9 protein-coding genes are annotated in these 13173 nt (G+C 52.8%); 5 read left to right on the top strand and 4 right to left on the bottom strand.

What is annotated here, in order from left to right; all coding sequences use genetic code 11:
* Positions 1 to 145: 145 nt before the first annotated feature.
* Both EXE48_RS12385 and EXE48_RS12380 read right to left on the bottom strand, forming a co-directional pair.
* On the bottom strand, positions 146 to 1336 hold the full coding sequence (locus tag EXE48_RS12385; RefSeq protein WP_137711645.1) for an orc1/cdc6 family replication initiation protein: 1191 nt from the start codon (positions 1334 to 1336) through the stop codon (positions 146 to 148).
* 172 nt (positions 1337 to 1508) lie between these two features.
* On the bottom strand, positions 1509 to 3902 hold the full coding sequence (locus EXE48_RS12380; RefSeq protein WP_137711644.1) for a DEAD/DEAH box helicase: 2394 nt from the start codon (positions 3900 to 3902) through the stop codon (positions 1509 to 1511).
* Positions 3903 to 4057: 155 nt separating this feature from the next.
* Between EXE48_RS12380 and EXE48_RS12375 the strand changes: the two genes are divergently transcribed.
* Positions 4058 to 7360, top strand: coding sequence for an Eco57I restriction-modification methylase domain-containing protein (locus tag EXE48_RS12375; protein WP_137711643.1), 3303 nt, complete (start codon positions 4058 to 4060; stop codon positions 7358 to 7360).
* On the opposite strand, the gene EXE48_RS12370 is transcribed toward EXE48_RS12375, so the two are convergent.
* Positions 7357 to 8619, bottom strand: a complete 1263-nt coding sequence (locus EXE48_RS12370; protein WP_321168088.1) for a tyrosine-type recombinase/integrase — start codon at positions 8617 to 8619, stop codon at positions 7357 to 7359. The genes EXE48_RS12375 and EXE48_RS12370 overlap by 4 nt on opposite strands.
* A 626-nt stretch (positions 8620 to 9245) precedes the next feature.
* Here EXE48_RS12370 and EXE48_RS12365 point away from each other — a divergent pair.
* The 3 genes from EXE48_RS12365 (at position 9246) to EXE48_RS12355 (ending at position 11762) form a co-directional block, all read left to right on the top strand.
* Positions 9246 to 9788, top strand: coding sequence for a hypothetical protein (locus EXE48_RS12365; protein WP_137711641.1), 543 nt, complete (start codon positions 9246 to 9248; stop codon positions 9786 to 9788).
* A 161-nt stretch (positions 9789 to 9949) separates the two neighbouring features.
* Positions 9950 to 10594 (top strand): hypothetical protein, encoded by a 645-nt coding sequence (locus EXE48_RS12360; RefSeq protein ID WP_137711640.1) that lies wholly within the window; start codon positions 9950 to 9952, stop codon positions 10592 to 10594.
* 268 nt (positions 10595 to 10862) lie between these two features.
* Positions 10863 to 11762: a restriction endonuclease gene (locus tag EXE48_RS12355; RefSeq protein WP_137711639.1), complete on the top strand. Its 900-nt coding sequence runs from the start codon at positions 10863 to 10865 to the stop codon at positions 11760 to 11762.
* 38 nt (positions 11763 to 11800) lie between these two features.
* Here EXE48_RS12355 and EXE48_RS12350 read toward each other — a convergent pair whose 3' ends face one another.
* Positions 11801 to 12199: a twin-arginine translocation signal domain-containing protein gene (locus EXE48_RS12350; RefSeq protein WP_158295127.1), complete on the bottom strand. Its 399-nt coding sequence runs from the start codon at positions 12197 to 12199 to the stop codon at positions 11801 to 11803.
* A 145-nt stretch (positions 12200 to 12344) separates the two neighbouring features.
* On the opposite strand from EXE48_RS12350, the gene EXE48_RS12345 reads away from it, so the two are divergent.
* The gene (locus EXE48_RS12345) at positions 12345 to 13160 is read left to right on the top strand and encodes a transcriptional regulator TbsP domain-containing protein (protein WP_137711637.1); all 816 of its coding nucleotides are present in this window, start codon (positions 12345 to 12347) and stop codon (positions 13158 to 13160) included.
* The last annotated feature ends 13 nt before the right edge of the window (positions 13161 to 13173 follow it).

Here is a 13173-nt window from a genome sequence, read left to right as displayed (position 1 = left end):
GTGTAGCAGTAGACCCCGAGTAGAGTGGCTGCGACTGCCACGTCCCAAAGGAGACAGCGGAAACGGTGGGGTGGGTGTTGTAAAGGCTACCGGGAAATGTAGTTCTGCCGAGAGAAGACAGCGGAAACAGTGGGGTGATATTGGATTACGGCGCTTGAACAATCTCAGACACTCCAGCACGGACGATGTGTTCCGGTTGCTGAAGCTCGTGTTCCTTATACTTACCACCGCTCTCGCCCTGATTTATCTCAGTTGAGGAGACGATTCCGAGTGTTGCGAACTCAGAGAGATGATCGCGGACGGATCTCAGAGTGATAGGGTCAAAACCTTCCTGTTCACAGATTTGGTCATACGCTTCTTTGACGGCGCGTGTTCGAGCGGGAGTGAGATCCTGTTTCTTGAGATTCGTGAGCGCTAGGAGGGTCAGCTGTGCGTGGTCGGATGTCTTGCTAATCCCGTCGACGATCCGGTCCTTTTGGAGACGTTCGAGTGCGATATCGACATGCTTCTGGAGGACTTGGTCTGCATCTCTCTCGCGAGCAACGTCACCGCTCTCAAGTAGTAGATCCAGCGCCTGACGTGCGTCTCCCGAATCTTTCGCCCCGTGAGCAGCGCACTTCGGTGTGACGGACGAGTGTATCGCATCATCGTGGAAAGCAACGGAGACACGCTGTTCAAGAACCTCAGAGAGTTCATTAGCGTTGTACGCGCTGAACGAGAGTTCCTTCTCACAGAGACTCGACCTCACCTTTGAGCTCAGCTGCTCGCGGAACCGAAGGTCGTTCGAAATGCCGATGACCCCAAGGCGTGCATTGGAGACATCACCGTTTGATCGTGCTCGCGGGAGTTTGTACAGAATTGAGTCGTCTTCGATATGATCAACCTCGTCGAGAACAATCAGAACGGTACCACCTACATCATCAAGAGCTTCAAACATGAATTCATAAACAGACGCTTGTGGATACCCGGTGTTCGAGATTTGATTTTCGGGTTCTCGAAGAGCGTTCACGATCGCGACAGCGGTTTGGTAACTCGTGTTGAGTCCGTCGCAGTTTATCTCGATAGTCGTGAGGTCCAAGCCGTCTATCTGCTCTGCATCCGTTTTGAGTTGGTTGAAGAGGAATCGAGTCGCTGCGGTCTTCCCCACGCCGCTACGCCCATACAGGAATATATTGGATGGTGTTTCTCCTTCGATTACTGGCTGGAGGGCGTTATGGTAGCGACGAAGTTCGTCGTCACGACCGACAAGGACGTTAGGTGTCCATTCCTCAAGGAGTGCTTCTCGCTTCTTGAAAATATTCCCAGAGGGGGTGAAGCCGAAATCCGGTGCTGACATGAGAGATGTATAGTGAGAGCTACCCCTTAACCTTTGCTTCCGCTGTCTCCGTTGTCCGGTTTCACTTATAAACTTGCTACCCCACTACTTCCGCTGTCGTATGAATCTCCTCTGTCGGATCGTCTTATCAACTCTAAGCCGGTTGGGATGAACCGGCTACGGACGGAGAAAACTACCTGAAGTCATCAAGAGACGTTCCTTGCGTAGTGTCACGGCTAGTAGACTCAGAAGAGCTAGTGGAGGGCCGTGACATATCAACTGTACCAGCCGAGTTACCGAATTTCAGGAACTCTCGACCTGATTCGGCAATTGGGGGCTGCTGCCGGTCGCTTACGTCACCGCCGGCCCAGTCCTCTACAGCTTTAACGACTGTCGGGGCAGTCCCCGTAGAAATGTGGTCAGCGCCTCGGACGATGTTATCCTCAAAACCCGATGGCGCCTCAGCGTGCTGGAATACCAACTTTTCTACCGTTGAGGCACTCCCCGGCGGCGTATCTTTTTCCAGACCTGACCACGCGGTTTGGATCTGGTCCTCTAGTGCCATCACCCGGCCACGAGCGATCCCGTCGTAGGACGTCAGGTGGAGATCGTCCACAGTGACGCCGTCAGCAAGTTGTTGTGCGAACGTCTCCATCCATACAGGCTCTTCATACGGTGTCGCAGTATACAACTCACCAACGGCACCAATCGCCTCTGAGAGATTACTGGCCGTGGTAGAGAGTTGCGCAACATCGATTTCTGCGCGATCTTCGATCAAGTCAGCGTCGATACCTTGAGCCCAGAGCCACGTCATCACAGCTGCCGTCATCGTCTCGTCCGTCTGTTCGTAGCCGTTTCTATCCAGCAACTCCCACAGCGAGTTGCCCTCTCCGGGCGACTCCTGTAGATTACACCTGTATGACACCGCTGCGAATTCTTTGACCAGCCGCTCAGGAGAGATCGGGTGGTAGTTTTCCAGCATCTTGGTGACTCCCTTGAGCGCATCGGGAGTGGCCTCGAGCCGCGTTGCGTGATCGTACTCAAATACCGATTCACCGAGGTCTGTCGGCGTGATTTCATTGTCGGACCGATAGTTGATGAACTCCTTCTTGTCGAGCTCTTCAACAAACCGAGTCACCTTGTTTGCGACGGGATCACCGCCCAGAGTCGGGGTTGTCGCCGTCGAAGTTCCCTGATAGAATCCGTACAACGTCATCGACACGAACTCGATGATCTCATCGAGCGTATTCCAGCCACTGACAACCAACTCGATCAGCAACCAGCGGAGGTTCGTATCCGCATTTTCCGCATTCGATATGTATTCGTCTCGCGGGAAGTGGTCAGGAACAGGTCCGAAGTGTGACCCTATCGACTCAAGCGATTTCTCTTCAACTGGTGTGCCGAACTCAAAGTAATCTTCGGCCTCATCTTTTGTGTAGATGGGGTAGGCGTACGCCTCTTCCATATCCCCGCCACGACCTGCGCGACCAATCCACTGAATATACTCGTACTTCCCGATGAATTCCCCGAATCGGGCGAGATCGGCCACTATGACTGACTGGATAGGCGAATCAAAGCCGTACGCGAGAGTGGTCGTACAAGAGATACACTTGATATCCCCATTCTTGACGCCTTCCTCAACAAGCTCTTTTACGGAGTTCTCAAGACCGGCGTAGTGGAACGCCACTCCGTTTTCGAGACAGTTGATCAAGTCGTGGTGTGTGCTCGTAAGAACCGTATCAACAGCTGATTCGACTTTCGAGCGATAATCAGTATCCGGGCGCTCAAACCGACAGCTGTCTTTGATGCGTAGGGCTCGAGTCTGCGCGTTCGACGTCGAGAAGTTGAACACCATGAATGGCCCCACATCTCGATTATCCATTATCAGGTCCCCGATGAACTCCCCGTACGATTTCCGCGAGTCGCCCTTCATGACAGGCCGTTCAACGATGGGGACACCCCGCTCCGCAGGGCTGATGACAAGGTCAGACTCCAGCCACCGGGCAATTTCATCCGGATTACCGACCGTCGCGCTATTGGCGAATACCTCTGCCCCGTTCTGACGAGCGATTGTCAAGCACTTTTCAATTGTATCTCCGCGAAAGTCCGAATAGAGCTCGTGAAAGTCGTCGAAAATGACTGTGTCGACGCCGAGACCGACGCCCCGGATCGCAGCCTCGTAGTACGAGTCAAACGTCGCAACGATCACGTCCGCGCTTCGGTAACCAGCTGTTTGCCCCCACGTTGCATTCGCGAGCGTGTACCGGTCATCCAACCACTCGTCGATTGACGCGTACTTGCCATTCGTAAGCGAAACGCTCGGCACCAGATAGGCTACTGACCGTCCATTTTCAAGCGCTCGCTGAACGACAGTCTCGGCGCAGAACGTCTTCCCATTTCCAGTCTCGGCACAGAGTAGCGTGTTCCCCCTATCCATACCGCCTGCTTTGAGGAAGGCCGCCTGCGTCTCGTTTACTGAGTCAAAGCCTTTCTCGTCAAGTAAGTATTCGACTCGATCGCGACCTTGCTCAGAGAGGTTACTTGGTATGTCAGCCATATATTGAGTTGGAGAAACGATGTCGCCCATCGAATAAAAAATCTAGCTCTACCGACTCTATCGGGATCACGTTTTCAGAAAACATCTCTTCAAATAGACAGCGAAGTGATTCTTAAAACCTACGACGTTGCTAATGTCGGAGATGGACAGAACAAAGTAGATGCGCTGTAACTACGTTATTAACTTTGCCCGACAATAATCATCCACTCTTCGACCCAGATCTAGTCGAGGAGCACTTACAACAACAAGAGCTTAGCCGTCCAACAGACACAGATGAGCTAGTTGACTCTGTGGAAGGGTGGGTAGACACTACCACTACGCTCACGGAGCGGAATCTTCAACAGTCATTTGTCAGCGACCTCTTCAGCACAGTTCTCGGATATACGAGACCGCGTGGTACAGCTGGCGAATTCGAACTCCTCCCGGAATCGCTGTCGCAAGGGGGAGACGGATTCCCCGACGTCTTGCTTGGGCGGTTCGAGCAAGAAGAAGGAGAACTCGTTGAAGACGAACGTAAAGTCGTTGGGGAGCTCAAAGACCCCGGTACAGATCTTGACAAAGTTGATCCGTCACGACTAAAATCGCCCATTGAACAAGCGTTCGAGTACGCGATCACGAACGGGTTGTCGGTCCGGTGGGTCGTCGCATCCAATATGGAAGAGATTAGACTCTACCACCATGGATCGAAAAACCACTACGAGACGTGGGAAATTGATTCATTCCTCGATGACGGTGAGTTAACGGACACGTTCTGGGAGTTCTACTTCATCCTCCACCGAGATTACTTACTCGGTGACAGTGGCGGTGAATCACAGATAGAAGGGCTCATGCGGCAGAATCTTTCCGAACGGTTAGAGCTGACTGAAGATTTCTACCAGTTTTACAGAGTTGCTGTAGAAGACGTCTACGACGCGATTACTGAACAAGACCCAACACTCGCAGAAACCAGCGAAGGGCAACTCGAAGCCATCCAAGCCGCCCAGACTTTCATCCACCGCGGGCTCGTAATCTGCTTCTTCTCAGACCACCCATCGCAACTACTGCCAGAAGATCTGTTAGCCGATGTCATCGAGCGTGGGAAGAACTTACCAACACTCACTGGCGAAAAAATCTATCCCCTTCTCCATGATCTCTTTCGAGTCATCGACACTGGAGCTCCAGATGAGTACCCGTACGACATTTTTGGGTACGACGGTGGGCTATTCGAAGAGGACCCAGTTCTGTCTGAGATTGTCTTGCCAGACAATCTGTTTACTGAGACATACAAAATTGGCGATACAGAGATTGAGGGAATCTTCGGCTTTCACGAGTATGATTTTCATGCTGATCTCAACGAACACGTCCTTGGGCGAATTTTCGAAGAATCCGTCGCCGACATCGAGCAGGTCCGCGCAAACCTCGCAGAAGGCGACGATAACCCATTTAGTGGGACACGTGGCGACTATGGGTTGTTCTTTACTCGCGAGGGCTTAACTGAATTTGTCGCACAACACGTTATCGAAGACCTGTTGGAAGATATACGGGCAGAGGTACGCGAGGAGCTCGGTCTAGAAACTGGGGTACTAGAGGTCGAAAACCCCGACAAAGAATTTCTTGAAGCGTATCTCCAGAGAATCATCAACATCCGGATCGCTGATATCGCCTGCGGTTCTGGTGCGTTCCTCGTATCGTGCTTCAACCATCTTAGCCGGGAGGCACGCCGAGTCCATGAAAAGATGATCTCTGCTCAAGAGGGGCAGGTATCGCTTCGATCCTTCTCACAGACAGAGATTGATATTCTCGACGAGTGTCTACACGGTAACGACCTCCTCCAAGAGGCGGTGGAGATATCGAAACTGTCGGTGTGGCTGCGGTCTGCTCGGAAGGATACTTCGTTAGGGATGCTGACCGGGAATTTTGCGTCTCAAGACGCTCTTACGGGCGAGATCGAGTTCGAGGACGCGGACGAGACCGCTGGCTTTGGTGAATTCGACCTGATCATCGGAAATCCGCCGTGGGGCGGTCAGGTAAGCAACGAAGCAAAGCAGTGGGTTAGTGGTGAATTTGGCGACGAGTTCGATGTCGATAACATGGACACCTATGAGCTCTTCATTCTCGTCGCTTTGGAGTATTTAAATGACGGTGGCCGGTTAGCGTTCGTGCTTCCACAGACCATATTGAACCCGGACCACTCTGGTGTCCGAGAACACCTACTTGAGAACTACACGTTTGAGCGGTTCCACATACTCGGAGCCGATTGGTTTGGCTCAGAAATCCGGATGAACACCACGACGCTACAAATCCGGAATGAAGAGCCGAGCGATGGGAATACGTTCCGTAGTATGACACTCGTAGATGACGACCGCCGAGCGGCGATAGAAGGTGATTTGAGCCTGTCACAGCTGGAATCAGCGTATTCATTTGACATTCCGCAGGATAGGTGTATTAAATCTGGGGAGATTGAACCGTTCCGATATACCACGGACGACGAGATACTCGGGACGATGGAGTCAAACTCGATACCGCTCGGTGCGTTCTGTGAATCACACCGAGGAGTTGAGCTCAACAAAGCCGGTCACATCATTCAGTGCCCGGTCTGTGGGGTATGGATGCCGCCGCCGCGGGGACGCGATCCGGACACAGAGAAAACGTGCCCCGACTGTGAGACTGTATTCGAGTACCAGAACAAACTCGGCGAGGAGTACATCGTTTCCGACGATCCTACAAACAGCGACGTGACGTACATGGATGGGGATTCCTTCGGAGAGAGGTACGACCACTTGATGCTAAAGGGGTTAGACACAGGGTACAACGGGATCCAGTACAAGAATGAGGCGATATACAGCGGCGATAAAGTGTTCATCAGGCAAGCTGGAGTCGGCCTATCCGTCGCGTACCACGGTGACACCGTATACTGCCCACAAAGTGTCTACGTTTACAAGATTCGGGAGAACAGAAGCGAAATCCGAGACTGGTACGTTGATGCCGATCCTGAAGCTGACGAAGAGTATGATGGGAAGTGGACCGACCCGGAGAATATCCCAGATGGGTTAAAAACTGAAACGTATCATAAGTTCCTGTTAGGTGTGCTGAACTCCCGTGTATTCCATTATTACGTCTTTAAGCGGTTCGGTGAAATTGATGGCGCTCAGGCGTTTGCTAAGTTAACACAGACGAAGATCCGGTCGCTGCCGATCCCCGTGGGAAAACTGACAACAGAAGAGGGCATGGAGACAGCAGAAAACATTGCGAACTGCGTTGATGAGTTACTGGCGGGTGAGGGGGAATTAGGTGGAGAAACAGACTGGCAGATCGAACAAGGACTCCAAGATTTGTACGGTCTCAAAGGAGGCGACATGATCCACATTACCAGCCAGATGGGCCTCGTTGCGTATCATCAGACGATGCAAGAACTCTATCCTGACGGGAAGCCGCCAGCACCGGAACGAAAACAGAATATTCAGGTCGATGTAGATACGGCCACATCTGAAGCAGAGGCCGACGACTAGTCTACACCCTCAGATTGTCGATTGTCGGTGTTTTGGATCGCCTCAGTAGCCTGTGAAGCACGTTCAGCAGCCTCTATGTGCTGATACGCCTCTCTGACCTGTTCTTCGGAATTATCGAGATAACGAGCAGCAGCAGCGAACCCGAATTCCCGCACCATCACTTCACCCATGCCACGTCGAGCCCCGTGGAGTTGGAGGTAATCCGCACCGCCGCTTTCAGGGTCGATATCAATGCCAGCAGACTCGGTGAGCGACCGCATGATATTCCGGCCACCGTCTGTCGATAACGCTCGAGGCGGCTCGTAGCCGTTATCTGCCAGAATCAGGAAGTCAGTCTTCGCTCCCCGTAACTCAGCAATCTCGGATTCTGTATAACCATCTGCTTCGAGGCAATTGGTGGTATGCGTCGCCAGCGTAGGACGGTGGAGGGTGGTAAAGACCGGCCACTCATCTGGCGGCGAAAGCCGTTGTTGGTAGTTCTGGAGCGGCTGAATCACTGGGTCAGGAAGGGCTGCTTCCTCCCAGTTCTGCTTCTTGCGAAACACCGAGAGACTCCCATCGTCAAAGTTGATGTCGGTCCACTGGATCCCGCGCCGGCCGTCGCGATTGTCACTCCGGTCGCGAAGAAACTCTGCCCCTCTAAGCCCAGTATACGCGAGGAGGTACACGAACGCTCGTTTACGGACTGCCTTGATGGCCCTGAAGCGTAGCGTCTGCCTCTGTTGCCACAGATCACTAGACAAATCCCCCCACTCCCCGTCAGGAACTTCGACGTCGTCGTAGGCATCCAACGCCGCGTCAGCCAGCTCGTCGACATACCGAGTCAGCTGATCGCGATGAGACTGTGTCCACGCTTGCTGTTGTGTCCGTTCAGTCGGTTCCTCAAGGTTCCTGATCGCATCTGACTGTCGAGCGTAGTGAGAGTCCAAATACCCCTCACGAGTGCTCCACTTGGACCACGACGAGATGTATGCGTAGTAGGTCTGAATGGTACTATCGGCAAGTCCTCGCGATCGAAGATACCTGATGTAAGCCGAGAACGCCGTGGTGTCGAGGTCTTCGAAGGTCACAGCCCCCTCTTGAGCGAGTCCAGTCCACGACTCAGGAGGATCGGCGTTAGCAGGGTCAGCAATTTTGCCAGACGCCCATTTACCGAACTCTTCCAACTGTCCCTCAGCGTTCCGCCGGTAGTTCCCAGTCTCACCTTCGCCTTTCCCCTTGTCGCGAAGGAATTGCTCGAAGGTCTCTCGAATCGGCACTTGGGATCGGTGGTGTGACATTGTTAGTAGTTCCTGCTAACTAAAACAGCTGAGTAGTCGGAAGAGTCGATACGCGTCGGCGAGGGCTCGAACCGTCGCCTGTAGGCTGGAGTTGAGCATCGCGAGGAGCGGGGAGAGAGGTCGCGCATCGTTTGTGATTTGCCTCAGCAGGGGGTACGTGGAACCCCCAATTAGTTTTACCGATGATTACCTAGTTAATCACAGGTAAAGTCTAGAGCCGGTTTTCCCTCCCACAGCCCCATCTCAACTCGGATTCAGTCACCACAGCCTCTCTCGCGCAGTTATAGCCTGTAGTAAACCATATGATGCTATATCAAATGCGCTCAAAATTTTTAGCCCTCGGTATCACCGTCCACAGATTCGCTCTCGGCACAGGCAGGCATGTAGACGCCCAGAACGCCGATATCGAGTAGGAAGGGACCGGCCACGGTCGATGGCCAACCAGAGCAAACACACATCTTGATCGCACCCGCTTTCAACATTAACGACAGCGAGCGTCGGCGCGGCGAAGAACACGTCGTGTCGGTTCAGTACAATTGACATCCTCCAGTGGTTCTCCCCGGGGAACCCAAGGCTTGAACTCACAGCCCTAACACAGTACTTCCATGGGAGATTCGCCTTCCAGCGATAGCGATCAGAGCGAACAGCCGTGGGAACAAACAGAAGCTGGGTTCAGAGCGCCGGTGACCAAGAGCGCCGTAGAACAGGCAATTGATCTCCCGGGTATTGGAGTTACTTCGGGAGGTCTCTTCTGCCACAATCTCGACTGTGAGAAGGCTGACCGGGAGATGAAAGTCCAAGCGACCACACGCCTTGCCGATTTACTTGAGTCCCCGCACCCAGTTGATGAAGACCTTGAGGAAGAACTCCGCGAAAAATCAACTGAAAAAGTCCCTCACGAAGCACACGACGTCTACGAGGGAGACATCTGGTACTTCTCAATTGGACCAGTTCCTGATGAGGGCGAAGTGAAAATCGGAGGGTGGTACTGTAGTCCCGAATGCGTCGATTCAGTTCCGTCACTCTCAGCAGAACACCTCACGGTTGCAGCCTCAATGGGCTATCCGGGATATCCAGACGTACGGACAGGCACGACCCCGCCGGTAGTAGACGAAGTCAAAGGCGTGTACGCGGACCCGATGGACTAGTCTGACCCCAGCCGACACGAACACAGGGAGACAGCAAAGGGAAGAGAGACACCTGCCACGGTCGCTGGGTTCGCTCTCACTTCTGGTCGAGACATCTACCCGAAAGAAACAGGACGTATACCGTCATGTTTTATATGCGAACAGGACAATATACGTCATGTATGACGCACCCAGAGACAGGCCGAGACGACAGCCTCCCCGAGCGGTTCACCTTTGCCGGCTCAAGCCCTCGAAACGGAGCCCCCATGGACGATCGCACACGAGTCACAGCCCGTGGCTTCGTTGAGATTGACTCAGATTCTCAGGACGGCTCAGACGAATACATACAGGACTTGGTCAAGACAGAAGCTGCTAATGGACGGCTTTTCATTGACGGAGTCTATCCCGATGCCGGCGACGTCAACGAAGAGATGGCGTATCAATTGATACGCGCGCAGGCGGACGAAGGGTTTGTCGAGATTGAGGGCTGGGAAGTCGTTGTACAGGACTCTCAAAGCGACTCGAGCGACGAACTCCGTGTGAACGTTGCTTGCTTTGCTGACCTCCCGACAGAAGCGATCGTCGACGACCCATCATTTGATGATGCGGCGTCAAAACTCTCAGCGAGGTCGCTCTTGAGTCCGCGTGAGGCTGAGCTGTCGATTCTCCGTAACCGCGGTCTCAACCACCGAGAGGCAGCTGCGGTGATGGGAGTCACAAAGGGGACAACAGACAAACTCAGCCAGCGAATCGATGAGAAAAGGCGCAAGGCCGAAGCCACACTCGAGCACGTCAGGGAACCCCAAGACGAGCCACACCTGTCTTGACCGCTTCTCAGTGGTTTCCCGGACCGGAACTCTTTTTATTTCGTGTTTAATCTGTTATGATAGCCACGTAGGACGCCTATCTAGTCAATAGGTTGCTTGGCTTGTCCGTCCCGCTGACGGATCCAGCGCTTCGATTCCATGGTCGGTATCGGATTGCTCACGTTGCTCCTACGTGGCTGTTCTTGACCTAAGAGCGACTGCTCACCCACCGGATGCTGTCCGGTCACCGGACGTTTATTGGCGAGTGCGACAGTCTTCATACGTACAAATGGACTTACCTCGCAGCGAACTTCTAAAACGGTTACAGGCACTCGATCCATACGAATTTGAGAAGTTTGTCGCTGATGTTTGGGAGTACATGGGCTGGGAGACTACGGTAACACAACAGGCGGGAGATCGCGGGAAGGATATTGTCGCCCGGAAAGAGCTGCCATTCAAGCAAAAGCAACTGATACAGGTCAAGAGATATGCCCGGCATAATAGAGTTGATATCGCTGAAGTCCAGCAATACGGTAGCCTCTACTTGGACAAGAGCCCAACCCGCGACGTCGACGCCGATGTTGTAGCTTTAGTTACGACAAGTAGTCTCACCAAGCCGGCTCAAGAGAAAGCACAAGAGATCAATGTGCGTGTCGTCGACGGTGAAAGACTCACACGAATGGTTACCGAGTGGGATCTATCGGGGATTGTCGGAAAATACATTGAGTCCGGTTCAGACAGCCGACCAGATTTCCAGAGACAGGTAGAAGATCTCGAAGATAGCGACGGCTGGAACATGATTGAAGCATTCAACAGCCAAGAGCGCTCATCAACAGGTGAGAATCTAAAACTTACAGCGACAGCCGACGGTTCCGTCGCCTATGAACTCTATCACGGCCACTCACACCAAGATCAACTGTCGGAGCGGAAAAATATCCACTACGTCAGAGGTATCGACGATCAGCAGCTCGACCATCTAAAGTACATCGCAGATGACCTCAACATGCGGCTGTTGGTAGCAGATGAAGACGGGTGGCGAATCTTCGACAAAGGCGAAAGCGAACCGAAGGCGCACCGCACAGTCGAAATCGGGGCACGAATATTGAGTGGCGTATACGGTATTCAATTTGAACAGGCCACATTCGACGTTGAGGTTGGTCGAGAGGACTCCGCCCCAAAGCGGTTGTAGACCGGGCGCTAGGCGTATCCGCCGTCTTTACTGATTGTTTAGAACAGGCCCTCTGGCTCAGTGAGGCTGATCTCATACCGAGAGACGTTGTCCATCCGCCCTTCGTGTGCCTCTGAAATTTCTTTTGAGGTGTTCGCGGGTATCGTCTCATCAACCGTCGCTTCATCGGATGCGACTATTGTATCACCATCATACAGCGTGATATTCAACCCCACCTCAATAGCCTCATTAGACGAGTTCTTGACTGTGACGAGTGCGTTGACAACCTCTGTGCCAAACATCTCTGTGTTCTCAAGTCGGCTGGATTCAACGGTAATACTGTCAAACTCGTTCGTCACCACCGAAGAGGACGGACTACCACCGGAACAACCAGCGAGCGAAGTGAGTCCGCCGACCGAGACGATAGCTGTACCCTTGAGGAAATTCCGTCTTTCCATGGACCCCAGTAACTCCCAATCTGATATAATATATGGGGGTACAACTCGTCCTGTGTGTGGTCCTTGTACGCAGCTTCGACACCCCAAAATGAGCGGTCTAATATCCATTGGACTTATGTACACTGGTTAAGAATGCACACTGAAAATGGGACGCATTGAAACAAATACGATCTCAGGACAGATCTTGAGAGAGGCGATGTCAAATTCATCTGGTCACATCATAGCAGTTAACCCAGCAAAGGTAGGGGTAAGGCAGATCGTTCAAGAGATATTAGAAAGCAAGAGCTGGACGCCCGTCAAAGTCTTCGCGACCAAAGACGCTCTGGAGGCATCACTTTCTGAGTTCCTAATCGCAAGCCGAACGGCAGATTTAATAAACAATGGTCAGCTGGAAATAGCGTACTTAGATGCCGAAAATGAGACAGAGTTGCTCATGTCAAAAGAAAAGGTGATAATTCCAATTTCGGAAAATGCGTTTACCGTAGTAACCGCGTCAGAAGACAATACAGTCGGCGAACTGTATGAGGAATTCAGTCACCGGTTTGAGTCAGCAACGCAGCACAAGCTCCGGACACCAGCACTCAGCTCAATACAAGAGTCTCTGGCAGATGAGGTGGGCCAGTCTGTCCGAGCCGATTTAGAGTCAGTTCTTGACTCGGAAGTCGCGCTCACAGGTGAGAGTGGCTCCCTGAACATTGTAGAGCTAATGGTCCTTCTCGCAGCACGGAATCGTGCTGAGAACTACACGATCTCCAAGTGGGGAGAAGATGTTGGCATCGCTTCGAGAGCCACCTTCTCAAGGACAAAAAAGTCACTAGAGGAAGGCGGCCTGATCGCAACGGAAAAAATACCACAAGAGATTGGCCGCCCCCGCCTCCGACTCCTCCTCGCTACCGAGGAACTGAAAGAGTACTCACCTGTTGAACTCGCAAAGCAAGCGCCAAGCCAACTGAATTCGTAGCCGACAGTCCAAT

Source organism: Halorubrum sp. ASP1 (assembly GCF_005435135.1).
GTDB classification, from domain to species: Archaea; Halobacteriota; Halobacteria; order Halobacteriales; family Haloferacaceae; genus Halorubrum; species Halorubrum tropicale.
The sequence above is the reverse complement of the archived record's forward strand: the minus strand, read 5'-3'. Positions and strand labels throughout refer to the sequence as shown.